Source organism: Variovorax paradoxus NBRC 15149, assembly GCF_001591365.1.
GTDB lineage: Bacteria > Pseudomonadota > Gammaproteobacteria > Burkholderiales > Burkholderiaceae_C > Variovorax > Variovorax paradoxus.
The window spans coordinates 195463-211386 of the sequence record NZ_BCUT01000001.1 but is presented as its reverse complement, the minus strand read 5'-3'; the positions used below and the strand labels follow the sequence as shown (position 1 = coordinate 211386).

General features: G+C 66.8%; 14 protein-coding genes and 2 tRNA genes. 9 read left to right on the top strand and 7 right to left on the bottom strand.

Annotation, left to right across the window (positions count from 1 at the left end):
• Positions 1–222: 222 nt before the first annotated feature.
• Positions 223–678 (top strand): hypothetical protein, encoded by a 456-nt coding sequence (locus VPA02S_RS01030; RefSeq protein WP_062361496.1) that lies wholly within the window; start codon positions 223–225, stop codon positions 676–678.
• 106 nt (positions 679–784) lie between these two features.
• Here VPA02S_RS01030 and VPA02S_RS01025 read toward each other — a convergent pair whose 3' ends face one another.
• The 6 genes from VPA02S_RS01025 to VPA02S_RS01000 all read right to left on the bottom strand — a co-directional run bounded on the left by VPA02S_RS01025 (position 785) and on the right by VPA02S_RS01000 (position 5328).
• Positions 785–2023 carry a tyrosine-type recombinase/integrase gene (locus VPA02S_RS01025; protein WP_047785025.1) on the bottom strand — a complete coding sequence of 413 codons (1239 nt, stop codon included), beginning with the start codon at positions 2021–2023 and terminating at the stop codon, positions 785–787.
• Positions 2024–2204: 181 nt separating this feature from the next.
• Positions 2205–2281 (bottom strand) — tRNA-Arg (locus VPA02S_RS01020).
• Between the two features lie 68 nt (positions 2282–2349).
• Positions 2350–2598, bottom strand: a complete 249-nt coding sequence (locus VPA02S_RS01015; protein WP_018906141.1) for a hypothetical protein — start codon at positions 2596–2598, stop codon at positions 2350–2352.
• A 130-nt stretch (positions 2599–2728) separates the two neighbouring features.
• Positions 2729–2805: transfer RNA gene (locus VPA02S_RS01010), tRNA-Pro, on the bottom strand.
• 35 nt (positions 2806–2840) lie between these two features.
• On the bottom strand, positions 2841–3545 hold the full coding sequence (locus VPA02S_RS01005) for a glutathione binding-like protein (RefSeq protein ID WP_018906140.1): 705 nt from the start codon (positions 3543–3545) through the stop codon (positions 2841–2843).
• A 103-nt stretch (positions 3546–3648) separates the two neighbouring features.
• A complete protein-coding gene (locus VPA02S_RS01000) occupies positions 3649–5328 on the bottom strand; it encodes an FAD-dependent oxidoreductase (RefSeq protein WP_230537907.1) in 1680 nt (559 codons plus the stop codon).
• Positions 5329–5472: 144 nt separating this feature from the next.
• Here VPA02S_RS01000 and VPA02S_RS00995 point away from each other — a divergent pair, with 144 nt between their 5' ends.
• The 5 genes from VPA02S_RS00995 (at position 5473) to VPA02S_RS00975 (ending at position 11075) form a co-directional block, all read left to right on the top strand.
• Complete coding sequence (locus VPA02S_RS00995) at positions 5473–6333, top strand: GNAT family N-acetyltransferase (RefSeq protein ID WP_018906138.1); 861 nt, start codon at positions 5473–5475, stop codon at positions 6331–6333.
• On the top strand, positions 6330–8648 hold the full coding sequence (ppk1, locus tag VPA02S_RS00990; RefSeq protein WP_018906137.1) for a polyphosphate kinase 1: 2319 nt from the start codon (positions 6330–6332) through the stop codon (positions 8646–8648). Before VPA02S_RS00995 ends, ppk1 begins: the two co-directional genes overlap by 4 nt.
• 19 nt (positions 8649–8667) lie before the next feature.
• On the top strand, positions 8668–9129 hold the full coding sequence (locus tag VPA02S_RS00985) for a SixA phosphatase family protein (protein WP_018906136.1): 462 nt from the start codon (positions 8668–8670) through the stop codon (positions 9127–9129).
• Positions 9130–9273: 144 nt separating this feature from the next.
• Positions 9274–10056 (top strand): hypothetical protein, encoded by a 783-nt coding sequence (locus VPA02S_RS00980; protein WP_018906135.1) that lies wholly within the window; start codon positions 9274–9276, stop codon positions 10054–10056.
• Between the two features lie 167 nt (positions 10057–10223).
• Positions 10224–11075: a hypothetical protein gene (locus VPA02S_RS00975; protein ID WP_012747420.1), complete on the top strand. Its 852-nt coding sequence runs from the start codon at positions 10224–10226 to the stop codon at positions 11073–11075.
• A 36-nt stretch (positions 11076–11111) separates the two neighbouring features.
• Here VPA02S_RS00975 and VPA02S_RS00970 read toward each other — a convergent pair whose 3' ends face one another.
• Positions 11112–12632, bottom strand: a complete 1521-nt coding sequence (locus tag VPA02S_RS00970) for a Ppx/GppA phosphatase family protein (RefSeq protein WP_018906134.1) — start codon at positions 12630–12632, stop codon at positions 11112–11114.
• 254 nt (positions 12633–12886) lie between these two features.
• Between VPA02S_RS00970 and pstS the strand changes: the two genes are divergently transcribed.
• From pstS to pstA, 3 genes are read left to right on the top strand one after another with little or no spacing between them, the layout of a single operon-like run.
• Entirely contained in the window at positions 12887–13924 is a 1038-nt protein-coding gene (gene pstS, locus VPA02S_RS00965) for a phosphate ABC transporter substrate-binding protein PstS (protein ID WP_012747422.1), read from the top strand.
• 31 nt (positions 13925–13955) lie between these two features.
• Entirely contained in the window at positions 13956–15035 is a 1080-nt protein-coding gene (pstC, locus tag VPA02S_RS00960; protein ID WP_012747423.1) for a phosphate ABC transporter permease subunit PstC, read from the top strand.
• Positions 15032–15916: a phosphate ABC transporter permease PstA gene (pstA, locus tag VPA02S_RS00955; protein ID WP_018906133.1), complete on the top strand. Its 885-nt coding sequence runs from the start codon at positions 15032–15034 to the stop codon at positions 15914–15916. Before pstC ends, pstA begins: the two co-directional genes overlap by 4 nt.
• The last annotated feature ends 8 nt before the right edge of the window (positions 15917–15924 follow it).

The window sequence follows — 15924 nt, the reverse complement described above, 5'->3', positions numbered from 1 at the left end:
CGGTGCACTTATCGGCCTCCTGGTCGTTCTGGTGTTGCTCATGAAGTGGCTCGTGGGGTTTCAAGTCGAGGCGGCCGCAGAGCGCCGAACGAAGGAAGCAGGCACACGTGCGGAATTGGCTCGATGCTTCGAGCTGGCATCACAGCACCCAATTGAAACCTGTCGAACTGGGAAAGATGCCGAGGCAAACCTCGACCCGAGATTGATCAAGAGCGATCAGTCATGAAGCAAGAGAAAGAAGTCAGCGTGGATAAAAACTTCAAGGCCGTGGTGACTCTCGCATTGACCGCCGCGATACTCGCGGGCTGCGCTGCCGCACCGTATCGCCTTCCTGGTACGGAGACGCAACCATTGTCCAGCCTCGCCATCGTCAAGTCAGGGCCGCGCGCCGCTACCTACTTGGCTTCGATCGATGGGGAACAGGTCCCACATGTTCTCCGCCCGGTAGTCCGGTGGGAGCTTTCGCCCGGTGAGCACGCGGTGGTCGTCGGCCTCAGGACGCACCCGCAGTTCCGGGCCGACCCCACCTCCCTGAAATTCGTGGCGCTTCCTGGCCGAACGTACGTGATCCAGTACGAGGTCAAAGCCTCGTGGGGTCGCGGCACATGGCGTGGCTGGATCGAAGATGAAACCGGGGCGACCGTCTCCGTCCCAGACACCAATCAGTCAAGGCGGTGAAGAAAGAGAATCGGAAAGCGTTGCTGTTCCGGATATCGGCGAGGCCGCGCAACTGGAAGCGTGGACGGTTGCATAACTTCGTTGATATCGACGTTTCCGGCGTTGGCTAGGCCGCCCGGAGCGTTCGGACTTGTGCGTTTCCGGCAAGTTGGCCCAGGTAGTCCGCCCAGCGCTGCATCATGTCCTTGCGCTTGTCCATGAACTCCGCGCGGTCGTAGGCCGTACCCAGCGGCCCGCTCTTGCCATGGGCAAGCTGTGCCTCGATGACGTCGGGCGAAATGCCGTGCAGTTGCTCCGCCATGACCGTGCGGGCCATTGCCCGAAAGCCATGGGCGGTCATCTCGTCGTTGGTGTACCCCAGCCTTCGCAACGCGGCGTTCACGGTGTTTTCGCTCATGGGGCGCTCTCCCGTGCGGATACTGGGGAACACGTATCGGCCATGGCCGGTCAACGGCGCAATTTCCTCCAGTGTCTGCAGTGCCTGCGTCGCCAGCGGCACGAAGTGGGGACGGCCGTTGCGCTTTTCATGGAGCCTGCGCTTCATGTCCTGCGCAGGGATGGTCAGCATCGCCTTTTCGAGGTCGATCCAGGCCCATTCCATCGCACGGATGTTGCCGGGGCGCTGGAAGAGCAAGGCGGACAGGAGGAGAGCGGCGCGAGTGATCGGCTGCCCGCTGTAGCCGTAGATGGCGCGCATCAGTTCTCCGACCTTCTGCGGCTCCAGAACGGCGGCCATGCTCTTGGTGATCACCGGTCGGAGCGCGCCGTGCAGGTCGGGCGCCGGGTTGCTCGCGCAACGGCCTGTCTGCACACCGTAGCGGAACACCTGCCCGGCGCACTGGCGCAAGGTGTGAGCCGTCTCGATGACGCCTCGGCCTTCGGCGCGCTTGAGCGCGTGCAGAAGATCCTTGGCCTGGATCGTGGCGATCGGCAGCTTGCCGATGTAAGGGAACAGGTCCTTGTCCATGATGCGCAGCCAGCGCTCCGAATAGGATGCGCTCCAACTGCTGGCCTTGGTGGCGTGGAATTCCCGCGCCAACGCTTCGAAGGTGTTTGCCGCTTCCACCGCCCGGGACAGTTTCTCTGCGCGCTTCGCGAGGCCGGGGTCGACGTTGTCGGCAAGCAGTTCGCGGGCCTTGTCGCGCCGCTGCCGTGCCTTCGCGAGCGAGACCGCGGGGTAGACGCCCAAGGCCAGCGTCTTCGCCTTGCCGTTGAACCGGTAGTCCATGCGCCAGTACTTGCCTGCCGCCTTGACGCGCAGGTACATGCCACCCCCGTCTGCGTAGCGCTCGCCGATCTCGCTGCCCTTGTGCTTCACTTGCCTCACGAAAGTGTCTGTCAGCATTGGGTTTTTCTCCTTGCTGTCGGTACCTGGTTTCGCCAGCGGGGCAGATACCTGCAGAAGTACCGACAAAGTACCGACAAGAGATGCTATTTCGCGGTCCGTCGTGGCGCAAAGAAAAACCCGCTTCTCCTCGAAGGAGAGCGGGTTTCGGGATGGTTTTGAGCTACTTGAAACTGGAAATTGGCCTGCCCGGAGGGGATCGAACCCCCGACAACCTGCTTAGAAGGCAGGTGCTCTATCCAACTGAGCTACGGGCAGATTCCGGGCCGAACGGAGCCCCGGATTCTACCCACATCCACCCTGGAGCCCGGCGTGCCGGAGGGCGCTCAGATCTGGACGAAATCGCCGACCGGCTCGAAGTTCTGGGCGGCCCATGCGCGCAGCAGATCGAGCGTCTGCGCTTCCGAGGGCCCGTAGGTCTGGTGCTGTGCCAGCGGCGTGGAATTGATCTCTTCCGTGGCGCGCAAGGGGCGGCGGCGGGGCATCCAGTACAGCGTGGCAGTGTGCGAGACGAGGTCCTGCGTGACCTGGACCAGGCCAGTCTGGTTGCCAATCTTCAGTTCGTAGTAGGACACGCCAACCCCGGTCAGTGATGATGTTGAATCGACTGTACGCGAGGAATTCACCGCAGGCTTTGTTTTTGCCGCGGCCGAAAAACAAGATGCCTGCAACAACGTGAGTCATTGCAGGCATTCGTATTTTTCTTGGTCGGGGCGAAAGGATTCGAACCTTCGACCCTCTGGTCCCAAACCAGATGCGCTACCAGGCTGCGCTACACCCCGACAAGCCTTCTATTCTAGCCCGAATAACTGCGCCCTCAGCGCTTCGCGTATTGGGTCTTGCCGAAAAGGATCTCGCGCTCCTTGTCGCCGGTGATCGGCTGGCGCAGGTCGGCCAGCACTTTCACGCCGCGCTGCACGGCGGGGCGCGCGGCAATGCCGTCGAACCATGCCTTCAGGTGCGGGTAGTCGGTGAGCGTGATGCCCTGGTTTTCCCAGCTGCGCAGCCACGGGAAGATCGCGATGTCGGCAATCGAATAGGTCTTGCCGGCAATGAACCTGTTCTTCGACAGCTGCTTGTCGATCACGCCGTAGAGGCGCTTGGCTTCGTTGCTGTAGCGCTCGATGGCGTAGCCGATCTTTTCGGGGGCATACATGCGGAAGTGATGCGCCTGGCCGAGCATGGGGCCGACGCCGCCCATCTGGAACATGAGCCACTGCAGCACGTCGTAGCGCTCGCGGTCGGTCCTGGGCAGCAGCTGGCCGGTCTTGCCGGCCAGGTAGACGAGGATGGCGCCCGATTCGAAGAGCGAGATCGGCTTGCCGTCCGGACCATCGGGGTCGGTGATGGCGGGGATCTTGTTGTTGGGACTGATCTGCAGGAACTCGGGCGCGAACTGGTCGCCCTTGCCGATGTTGATCGGGCGGGCGTTGTACGGCAGGCCGCACTCCTCCAGCATGATGTGAATCTTGTGGCCGTTGGGCGTGGGCCAGGAATAGACCTCGATGGGCGATGCAGGCATGTCGCGGGCTCTCCGTTGTTGGGGTTGGTCGTGATGCGAGGCAGGCAGCATATACGCGGCCATCCGCACGTGTGCAGCGCCGGGAATTACGGGCGCAGCGCGGTCATGCAACGGCCGAGTTGGACGACAGGTGCTGGTGGATCAGCGCGACCACGGCCGCGCCTTCGCCGATGGCACCGCCCACGCGCTTGACCGAACCCGAGCGCACGTCGCCCACGGCAAAGACGCCCTGCACGCTGGATTCCAGCGCAGTGGAGGGTCGGGCCGGAAAGCCGCTGCTGGCCGCATCGCCCGTCAGCACGAAGCCATGCTTGTCGACCGAGACGCCGCAGCCGTCGAGCCAGCTGGTCTCGGGCTCGGCGCCCACGAAGAGGAAGATGTTGCGCGCATCGCAGTCGTGCTCGTTGCCCGTGGTCTGGCAGCGCCAGGTTGCACCGGTCAGTCCTTCGCCGGAATCGCCGTTGAGCTTCACCAGCTGGGTATGCGGATGCAGTTCGATGTTGGGCGTGGCCTCGATGCGGTCGATCAGGTAGCGCGACATGCTGGCCGCGAGCGACGGGCCGCGCACCAGCACGTTGACCTTGGCCGCATGGCGCGACAGGAACACCGCGGCCTGTCCGGCCGAGTTGCCGCCGCCGACCAGCGCAACCTCCTGCTGCGCGCAGAGCTTGGCCTCGATGGCCGAGGCCCAGTACCAGATGCCGCGGCCCTCGAACTCGGACAGCCTCGGCACGTCGGGCCGCCGGTAGCGTGCGCCGCTGGCAATCACCACCGTGCGCGCGTTGATGGTGCGGCCATCGGCCAGTGCGATGCGCAGCGCGTCCATGGGGTTGTCGCGCGAGCAATCGAGCGACGTCACCTTGGCCGGGATCAGCATCTCGACACCGAACTTCTGGGCCTGCACGAAGGCCCGGCCCGCGAGCGCCTGGCCCGAGATGCCGGTGGGAAAGCCCAGGTAGTTCTCGATGCGCGCACTCGCGCCGGCCTGCCCGCCGAAGGCGCGGCAGTCGAGCACGATCACGCGCAGCCCTTCGGAGGCGGCATACACCGCGGTGGCGAGGCCGGCAGGGCCGGCGCCGACCACCGCCACGTCGAACAGCTCGTTGTGCTCCGCGGTATCGACCATGCCCAGGCAGCGGGCCAGCGCGTCTTCGGCGGGGTTGACCAGCACCGAGCCGTCGGGGCACACGGCCAGCAGCTTGCAGGTGCCGTACTGTTCCAGCAGCGCGGCGGCGCCCGGGTCTTCGGCCGCGTCGACCAGGTGGTAGGGATGCCCGTTGCGGCGCAGGAAGTTCTCCAGCCGCGCCATGTCGGGCGATTCCGGCCGGCCGATCAGCACCGGCCCGCTGGCGCCGGATTCGATCAGCGCCACGCGCCGCAGGATCAGCGCGCGGGTGATGCGCTCGCCAAGGTCGGCCTCGGCCACCAGCAGCGCGCGCAGCTGCGCGGGCGGCACGATCAGCGCTTCCACTTCTTCCTCGGCATGGCCGTCGACCAGGGCAGGGCGGCCGCTCAGTTGGCCGACTTCGGCAAGGAACTCGCCCGGGCCCTGGCGCACGATGGGCACCACGTGCCCGAGCCCGTCGCGCTGCGTGACCGCCACCACGCCCTTGAGCAGAACGAACATGCCGGGGCCCGTTTCGCCGGCGGTGAACAGCCGCTCCCCGCGGGCGAAGCGCTGCACGGTGCCGAAGTGCGCGATGCGCGCGATTTCGGTATCGCTCAGGACGGGAAAGGTCTGGTGGAGGCGGTTGTCGAAATTGCTGCTTGCGGCTGTGGCCATTTGAGAAAACTCCATGTCGCGACCCACCGCATTAGACATCCAGGAAGCCTCAAAACACGCGGTAACACCGTCATGCAACTGCAATGGCGCTGACATACCCGTTTCACCGCGGGTGCAGAGACTCCTTCAGCAGAAAGGGTCTCCATGAAAGAACTGCCCAACCCGACGTTCCCGCTGTCGCAGCTCGGCCTGCGCGCCGCCCTGTGGCCCGTCCCTGCGGCCACGCCCGCATCGGCGCCCGCTGCCGTGCTCGCGCCGCCGGCCATCGTCGATGCCAGGCAAGGCATCACCGTGAGCTGGGCCCGCCACCTGGACGACGTGCGCGCAGCACAGCGCCTGCGCCACGAGGTGTTCGTCGGCGAAATGGGCGCCCGCGTGAGCACGCCGCTGGCCGGCCACGACATCGATTTGTTCGACGACTTCTGCGAGCACCTGCTGGTGCGCGAGGAACGGACCGGGCAGGTGATCGGCACCTACCGCGTGCTCACGCCGGCCCAGGCCCGGCGCGTGGGCAGCACCTACAGCGACACCGAATTCGACCTGACCCGGCTGCGCGACCTGCGCGAGCGCATGGTCGAGCTGGGCCGCAGCTGCGTGCATCCCGACCACCGCCAGGGCGGCGTGATCCTCGCGCTGTGGGGAGCTCTTGCGGGCTTCATGCACCGCAACAAGCTCGACACCATGATCGGCTGCGCGAGCATTCCGATGTCGCACAACGGCGTGACCAGCGGCGATGCGGCGGCCAGCATCTGGCGGCAGCTGTCGGCCAGCCACATGGCGCCGATCCAGTACCAGGTGCAGCCGCGCCTGCCGCTGCCGGTGGAACGGCTCGACGGCGCGCTCGACGTCGAGCCGCCCGCGCTCATCAAGGGCTACCTGCGCCTGGGTGCCAAGGTGCTGGGCGCGCCGGCCTGGGACCCGGACTTCAACACGGCGGACCTGCCGATGCTGATGCGCATCGACGACCTGCCGCCGCGCTACCGCAAGCACTTTCTGGGCGCATGAAGCCAGCGGCCGCCCGGCCCGATGCCGGGCCGTCCGCCTCTTCGCCCGGCACGGGGCTGCCCAAGGGTGGCCCGCAGGCGTCACACGGCGGTCACGAAAACGTCACAAACGAGGGCGACACTGTCATATTTCAGCCTACATGTGCTCCCGTGCCGCTTGCCCCAGAATCAGTGCCCATGCAACCTGCTCCCGCTGACCGCACGCCCGCGGTCGCGGCAACGGCCCTCACGCTGCTCGACCGCGATCACAGCATCCTGTCGTTCAACGAGCGCGTGCTCGACTGGGCCCGCAGGCCTGAAGTGCCGCTGGTCGAGCGCCTTCGCTACCTCTGCATCGTTTCATCGAACCTCGATGAATTCTTCGAGGTGCGCGCCGCGCCGCACCTGATTGCCAGCAGCGCCGGCGACCAGAAGGGCGCCTACACGATCGAATCGTTCGAGCGCCTGGCCGAGGCCGCCCATGCGCTGGTGGCGCGCCAGTACGCGCTCTACAACGACGAGCTGATGCCGACCTTCGCAAAGCACGGCATCCACATCATTTCGCACGGTGAACGCAATCCGGCGCAGCGCAAGTGGGTCAGCGAATATTTCGAGCGCGAAGTGCGCCCGCTGCTGATCCCGGTCGGGCTGGACCCGGCGCACCCGTTTCCGCAGGTGGCCAACAAGTCGCTCAATTTCATCGTGCGGCTCGGCGGCAAGGACGCCTTCGGGCGCGAGAACCCGATCCAGATCGTGAAGGTGCCGCGCGTGCTGCCGCGCGTGATCCGCATGCCGGCCAAGGTGTCGGACGGCAAGACGCTGTTCGTGGCGCTGTCGAGCGTGGTGCGCGCCCATCTGTCGAGCATGTTCCCGGGGCGCGAGGTGGGCGATTTCTCGCAGTTCCGCGTCACGCGGCATTCCGACCTGGCGGTCGACGAGGAAGACGTCAAGAACCTGCGCACCGCATTGCGCCAGGGGCTGCAGCACCGGCACTACGGGCAGGCCGTGCGGCTCGAGGTGTCGGCCAGCTGCGCGGAGTCGCTCGCGAGCTTCCTGCTGGCGCAATTCAACCTGCCGCCGCAGGCGCTCTACCGCGTGCACGGCCCCGTCAACCTGGCCCGGCTGACCCAGCTGATCGACCTGCTGGAGGAGCCGCAGCTGCTGTTTCCGCCGTACTCGGCCTCCTACCCGGTCACGCTGTCGCCGGCGCAGTCGTTCTTCGAGCGGCTGCAGCACGGCGACGTGCTGATCCACCAGCCCTTCGAGAGCTTCGACGGCGTGCTCGCGTTCCTGCGCGAGGCTGTGCTGGACCCGCAGGTGCTGGCCATCAAGCAGACCATCTACCGCACGGGCACCGATTCCGAGCTGATGGACCTGCTGCGCGAGGCCGTGCGCCGCGGCAAGGAAGTGACGGTGGTGGTGGAGCTCAAGGCCCGCTTCGACGAAGAGGCCAACATCAACTGGGCCGAAATGCTCGAGTCGATCGGCGCGCAGGTGGTGTATGGCGTGGTGGGCCTGAAGACGCACGCCAAGATGCTGCTGGTGACGCGCCGCGAGGGCAAGCAGATGCGCCGCTACGGCCATCTTTCCACCGGCAACTACAACCCGCGCACCGCCAGGCTCTACACCGACATCAGCCACCTGACGGCCGATCCGCTGCTCACGGCCGACATGGAGGCCGTGTTCGTGCACCTGGCAAGCCAGAGCCGGCTGCCCAAGCTCAACCGCATGTGGCTCGCGCCGTTCGACCTGCACAAGAACCTCATTGCGCAGATCGACGCGCTCAGCCTGGCCGCGGCCACCGGCGAGCCGACCCGCATCGTCGCCAAGATGAATGCGCTGACCGACGACGCCCTGGTGGCCGCGCTGATGCGCGCCGGCCAGAACGGCGTGAAGATCGACCTCATCGTGCGCGGCGCCTGCACGCTGCCCGCGCAGGTGCCGGGCCTGACCGACAACATCCGCGTGCGTTCGGTGATCGGGCGTTTTCTCGAGCACTCGCGCGTTTTCTACTTCCGCAATGGCGAGGACGAGTCGCTCTACCTGTCGAGCGCCGACTGGATGAACCGCAACATGATGCGGCGCATCGAGCTGGCCTGGCCGGTGACCGACCCCGGCCTGCGCCAGCGCCTGATCGACGAATGCCTGGTTGCCTACCTGCACGACGGCCGCGACGCTTGGGACCTGGGCGGCGACGGCATCTACACGCGCGTCGACCACGACACCCACGCCGGCGAGGCGGGCGCGTCGCGCGCCGTCGAGGCGCACGGCGCACAGGCGGCACTCATGAACCGGTATGCATCGCGAGGCCATCACGCCGATGCACCCAGCAACTGACGACCGAAAGACGACAACCATGGACTTGATCTTCTGGCGCCATGCCGAAGCCGAGGACTGGACCGAGGGCTGCGACGACCTGCAGCGTTCCCTGACCGCGCGCGGCGAGAAGCAGGCCAAGCGCATGGCCAGCTGGCTCGACCGGCAGCTGCCCGACGGCACGCGCATCATCTGCAGCCCCGCGCGGCGCTGCGAGCAGACCGCGCTTGCGCTCGGCCGCAAGTACAAGCTGCGTGCTGAACTCGCCCCAGACACCACCGCCGAGGCCATGCTGGCTGCGGCCGGCTGGCCCAACGGCAAGTCGGTGGTGTTGATGGTCGGGCACCAGCCTTCGGTGGGGCAGGCGATTTCGCTGCTTCTTGGCCTGAAGCAGGACAGCTGCCCGGTGCGCAAGGGTTCGCTCTGGTGGATTCGCACGCGTGAACGCGATGGCGACGTGCAGACCGTCGTGGTGACGGTGCAGTCGCCCGAGCTCCTCTGAGCTGAAGGATCCAGGGGCTGAAAATTTGCCCGAATCTGTAAACTAATTGACGAATTCGGTGGGGCGCGGCAGTGCCATGTAGGCACAATGATTGCGTGAGATGCATTTAGACACAAATTGCATCTTTAACTTACATCCGCCCCCATGAAGACGCTTGTTTCGCTGCTGATCTCTGCAGCTCTGCTGGCCGGCTGCGCCACGAGCCCACCCGAACCCGCGCCGCAGGCTCGCCGCGATGCCACCCGCTCGATCACCAGGATCGAACTCGTCTACAACGAGCAGGACCAGCTGTCCGTGATGGATGGCGGTGGCTCGGCGATCGTGGGCTGGGCCGGGATCTTCGGGCCTGTCGGCACGCTGGTGGCCCTTGGCGTGGAGGTCGGCACCCGGGTGACGCTGGCCAGCCGCACCGAGCGGCGCAGCAAGGAGTTCACGGCCGCCGTGAAAAGCAGCGGGGCGATGCCGCTCAACAGGCAGTTCGCGGAGCAGCTGGCGGCGCGCCTGCGGTCCGGCGGCCGCGAAGTGAAGCTGACACCCGCCGCGCGCATGGACGGCGAGCTCGCCCAGATGAAGGCGCCCGGCTTCGAACCCACCCCGGGCTACAGCACCTTGCTCGTGCGGGTCACCACGACCTACGGGGCTCCCGACATGACGTCGAGCTTCAAGCCCTTCGTGGCGATCGAGCAGTCGCTGCAGGACGAACAGCAGGCCGTTCTTCACCAGACCACCCACACCTCCGACCTGGAGGAGCCGGCCTACCTGGCCTACGACGGCCTGCTGCAGGACACGGCCAGGGCGCAGGACGGCCTGCGGCAAGGCCTTGCCCGGATCGTCCAGCCTGCCTACGCCGGCATGTTCGGCGAAGACGCGCCGCCGCGCCTCGCCAGTTCGGACACCACCCGGACCGCCAGCCTCCTCGCCAAGTGAAGCGGCCCTGCTAGCCGCAGCCAGAGGCCGCGGGCAGGCGCTTTGTCATGGCCGCGCGCAGGGGTGGCGGGGCGCTTGTCTCCCGGCAAAAAGTGCGCACCGCTCATGTGCGCGGGCGGCGCGATTCCTACAGTGGTTCACATCGGCCAAACCACTGGGGAACACGCATGAAACTGCCCAACCCGCTGCCAAGAAGCTTCATGGACCTGCTGCGCCTGGACGCGGGCATGTCGTTGCAGAAGCTGACCTCCCTGATCGTCGCCACCGCCCTCCTGGCGGGGTGTGCGGCCGATGCGTCCAAACCCACGCTGCTGGCGCGCCAGGAAGCCACCCGGTCGGCCGCAAAGGTCGAACTCATCTACAACGAGGAAGACCAGCTGATCGTCACGGATGGCGGCGGCTCGGGGCTCACCGGATTTGCCGGGCTGCTCCTGGGGCCCATCGGCGCGCTGCTCGCCCTCAGCATCGACACCAACAGCCGGATGACCATGGCCGCCCGCACCGACCAGCGCAGCAAGGAGTTCACGGCGGCCGTCAGGAACAGCGGCGCGGCCATGACGCTCAACAGGCAGTTCGCGGAGCGCCTGGCGGCGCGCCTGCGCGAAAGCGGCCGCGAAGTGAAGCTGACGCCCTTCATGCGCGCCACCGGACCGGCCGGCGAGATGAAGGTGCCGGAGCTCCAGCCCACGCCCGGCTACAGCACCTTGATCCTGCGGATCACCACGGCGTACGGCGCGGCCGATGCAACCTCGAGCTTCAAGCCCTTCATTTCGGTGGAGCAGCTGCTCAGGGACGAGCGGCAGTCCGTCGTGCACCAGACGGCGCATACCGCCGACGTGACCGAGCCCACCTATTTCAGCTACGACGGCCTGCTCAAGGACACCGCGATGGCCCACGAGGGGCTGAAGCAGGGGCTGGACCGCATCGTGCAGCCCGCCTACGCCGGCATGTTCGGGGGCGACCAGCCGCGCGCGATTCCTGCGGAAGCCACCCGCACTGCCGGCCTCGACGCGAAGTAGTCCGAAATGAGGCGAAGTGGGCCGAAGTGAGGCGGCTCAGGCCCCGCTGAGCTCCACGCGCCAGCTGCTGGTCTTCTGCCAGGCCAGCACTTCCTCGCGCAGCAGGTGCGCGGACTGCGGATAGGCTTCGGCCCAGTCGGGCGCGCAGGCAATCGTGAAGGCCCTGGCGCCCAGCGCCGCAAGGTGCAGCGCCTGTGGATCGGGATCGCGGCGCGCATGGCACAGGATCACCGCCAGCCGCAGCGACAGCAGCTGCGTCACGAAGGTCTCGTCGTCGAGCGCGGCGTCGAGCTTGCGCAGCTTCCCGCGCTGGCCCAGCACCAGCTGGCCGAGCGCATGCAGTTCGTTGACGGCAAAGCCCGGGGCGTCGGTGTTGTCGAGGATGTAGGCGCCGTGCTTGTGATAGTCGCTGTGCGAGACCAGCGTGCCGATCTCGTGCAGCTGCGCGGCCCAGCCGAGCTTGCGCAGCGCCCGCCCGGCGCGGCTGCCGGGGCTGCCGCCGCGCGCTGCCGGGGTGAGCTGCACGAACAGGGCCGCCGCGGTGTCGCCCACCCGCCTGGCCTGCGCCGCATCGACCGCGAACCGGCTCGCCAGCCGCGCCACGGTGGCCGTGCGCATGTCGGCCACGCTCTCGTCGCGCTCCAGCAGTTCATAGAGCACGCCGTGGCGAAGCGCACCCTGGGCGACTCGCATCTCCTCGATGTCGAGCAGGTCGAACACCGCGCGCAGCACGCTCACGCCGCCGCCGATGACCGGCTTGCGGTCTTCGCGCATGCCGTCGATGCGCAGCTTGTCGGTGCTGCCGGCCTTCAGGAGGCGGTCGACCAGCCAGTCGAGGCCGTCGCGGGTGATGAGCCCTGGCTCGCCGCCCGCCGCGGCCAGCACGTCGCCCACGGCGCCGATGGTGCCGGAGGCGCCATAGGCCACGTCCCACTGGTCGCGGGTGTAGCTGGACAGCGCGTCGTCCAGCACCGCCTTGGCGGCCACCTCGGCGGCGCGGAATGCGCCCTGGGTGAAGAGGCCTTCCCCGAAGTGCTTCATCGACCAGGCGACGCTGCCCACGCGGTAGGACTCCATCAGCTCGGCGTCGAGCGCGCGGCCGATGATCATTTCGGTGGAGCGCCCGCCGATGTCCACCACCAGGCGGCGCTCGCGGTCGGAGGCGTCGGTGTGCGGCAGCATGTGCGCCACGCCCTGGTAGATCAGGCGGGCTTCCTCCCGGCCCGGGATCACGTCGATGCCGAAGCCCAGGATGGTGCGCGCGCGCAGCAGGAATTCCTCGCGGTTGCGTGCCTCGCGCAGTGTCTGGGTGGCGACGGCGCGCACCTGCGAGCGCTTGAAGCCGGCCAGCCGCTCGCCAAAACGGGCGAGCGCGTCCCAGCCCCGCTGCATGGCCTCGGCCGTGAGATTGCGGGCGCTGTCCAGGCCGTTGCCCTGGCGCACCGTTTCCTTCAGGTACTCGGTGCGGTGGATCTGGCCGTGGTCGACCTGTCCGATCTCGAGCCTGAAGCTGTTCGAGCCGAGATCGACGGCGGCGAGGCGGGTGCCGTTTTGCATGTAGTTGTCGTGGAAGAAGGCGGGTGGCTTCGATCGTAGCGCCGTGGCGGGCGCGCGGCCTTCCGGATCGCCGGTGGCGAGGCTCGCAAGGCTAGGCGCGGCGAATGACGGTTGTGTGACAGCGTCACACGAGCCGCAGGGGAAAGGGCGGCATTTTCCCTCGACAGCGGGGTGTCACACCGATGTCACACAAGCTTTCTAGAGTCCGTTCCAAGCCCGAAAGGGACTACTTCTTACTTCTAAAGGAAGCCTCCATGAAAACGACTTTCAAGTTTGCAGCCGCCGGCCTCGTGGCCGCGGTGTTTGCCCAAGTTCCTGCCTTTGCACAAGACGTGACCGGCGCCGGCGCCAGCTTCCCGGCACCGCTGTATGCCAAGTGGGCCTCCGATTTCAACAAGGCCACCGGCGTCAAGATCAACTACCAGTCGGTCGGCTCGGGTGCCGGCCTCAAGCAGATCGAAGCCAAGACGGTCGATTTCGGCGCGTCCGACGCGCCCCTGAAGGACGAAGAACTCCAGGCCAAGGGCCTGATGCAGTTCCCCACCGTCATCGGCGGCGTGATTCCCGTGGTGAACATCCCCGGCATCAAGCCCGGCGAGCTGAAGCTCAACGGCCAGGTGCTGGGCGACATCTACCTGGGCAAGATCACCAAGTGGAACGACCCCGCCATCAAGGCGCTGAACGGCTCGCTGGCCCTGCCTGACGCCGCCATTGCACCGGTTCGCCGCGCCGACGGCTCGGGCACCAGCTTCCTGTTCACCAACTACCTGAGCAAGGTCAACGCCGAGTGGAAGACCAAGGTCGGCGAAGGCACGGCCGTGAACTGGCCCACCGGCGCGGGCGGCAAGGGCAACGAAGGCGTCGCAGCCTTCGTGAACCGCCTGCCCAACTCGATCGGCTACGTCGAGTACGCCTACGTCAAGCAGAACAAGATGACCTACGCCCAGCTGCAGAACGCGGCCGGCAACTTCGTCTCGCCCGAGGACACGGCCTTCAAGGCCGCCGCCGCCGCCGCCGACTGGAACAAGAGCTTCTACCAGGTGCTGACCAACCAGGCCGACAAGGGCGCATGGCCCATCACCGGCGCGACCTTCATCCTGATGCACAAGGTGCAGGACAAGCCCGCCAATGCCACCACGGTGCTCAAGTTCTTCGACTGGGCCTACAAGGGCGGCGACAAGACGGCCGACGACCTCGACTACGTGCCGATGCCCGATGGCGTGAAGGCCACGATCGCCAAGGCATGGGGCGAAGTGAAGGACGCGTCGGGCAAGCCGGTCGCGTTCAAGTAAGCAACCCCATCAAGCCCAGGACGGCGCACCCATGAGCAGCACTTCGCTCGAGGATGCGCCGCTTTCGTCATTGCCGGAGCGACCCGTGTCATCCACCTATCCTGCCTCCGCATCCACGCTCGACCTCGCGGCCGAACGCGGCCGCGCCACCGCACCACCGCCCGCCAAGGCACCGCGTTCGGGCCCCATGGCCGACCGCCTGTTCGGCTGGGCCGCCAAGGGCGCCGCGCTGCTCACGCTCGCGATGCTGATCGGCATCCTGCTGTCGCTGATTGCCGGCGCATGGCCCGCCATCTCGAAGTACGGCCTCGGCTTTCTGACCAGCAGCGTCTGGGACCCGGTGCAGAACGAGTACGGCGGCCTGGTCATGATCTACGGCACGCTGGCCACCTCGGTCATCGCGCTGGTGATCGCGGTGCCGGTGAGCTTCGGCATTGCGCTGTTCCTGACCGAGCTCTCGCCCAGCTGGCTCAAGCGTCCGCTGGGCACGGCCATCGAACTGCTCGCCGCCGTGCCGTCGATCGTGTACGGCATGTGGGGCCTGCTGGTGTTCGGGCCGATCCTTTCCACCTGGGTGCAGCAGCCGCTGCAGAAGCTGCTTGCCGGCGTGCCGTACCTTGGCGCGCTGGTGTCCGGCCCGCCCGTGGGCATCGGCATTCTCTCGGCCGGCATCATCCTCGCGATCATGATCATTCCGTTCATCGCCTCGGTGATGCGCGACGTGTTCGAAGTGACGCCGCCGCTGCTCAAGGAGTCGGCCTACGGCCTGGGCTCCACGACCTGGGAAGTGGTGTCGAAGGTCGTGCTGCCCTACACCAAGGCCGGCGTGATCGGCGGCATCATGCTGGGCCTGGGCCGGGCGCTGGGCGAGACGATGGCGGTCACCTTCGTGATCGGCAACATGAACCAGCTCAACTCGCTTTCCGTGTTCGAGGCGGCCAACAGCATCACCTCGGCACTGGCCAACGAATTCGCCGAGGCCGGCGCGGGCCTGCACCAGGCCGCGCTGATGTACCTCGGCCTGGTGCTGTTCTTCATCACCTTCGTCGTGCTGACGCTGTCGAAGGTGCTGCTGGCCCAGATGAAGAAGAGCGAAGGGACCAAGGCATGAGCACCGCTCAAAACCTGCTGAATGCGAAGGCGCTCGCCGAAACGCGCCAGGCCAAGTTTGCCGCGCGCAACCGCGTCAACAAGATCGCGCTCACGCTGTCGCTCGCGGCGATGGTGTTCGGCGTGTTCTGGCTCGTCTGGATCCTGTGGGAAACGCTGCGCCTGGGCCTGGGCGGCCTGGCGCTCGCCACCTTCACCGAGATGACGCCGCCGCCGAACGAGGCGGGCGGCATCGCCAACGCGATCTTCGGCTCGTTCGTGATGGTGGCGCTGGCCACCTTCGTGGGCACGCCCATCGGCATCATGGCCGGCATCTACCTGGCGGAGTACAACCCCAAGGGCTGGCTGTCGTCGGTGACGCGCTTCGTCAACGACATCCTGCTGTCGGCGCCGTCGATCGTGATCGGCCTGTTCATCTATGCGGTGGTGGTGGCGTACTTCAAGACCTTCTCGGGCCTGGCGGGTGCGCTGTCGCTCGCGCTGATCGTGATCCCGGTGGTCATCCGCACCACCGAGAACATGCTGCAGCTGGTGCCGCCGGGGCTGCGCGAAGCGGCCTATGCGCTCGGCACGCCCAAGTGGAAGGTCATCCTGAGCATCACGCTGCGCGCGGCGCGCGCCGGCGTGGTCACGGGCGTGCTGCTGGCGGTGGCGCGCATCGCGGGCGAAACCGCGCCGCTGCTCTTCACCGCGCTCAACAACCAGTTCTGGACCGCCGACATCAGCCAGCCGATGGCCAGCCTGCCGGTGACGATCTTCAAGTTCGCGATGAGCCCGTACGAGAACTGGCAACAGCTGGCCTGGGCCGGCGTGTTCCTGATCACCGTGGCCGTGCTCGCCCTCAACATCCTGGCGCGGGTCCTCACGCGCAACAAACTCTGATTCAAGAA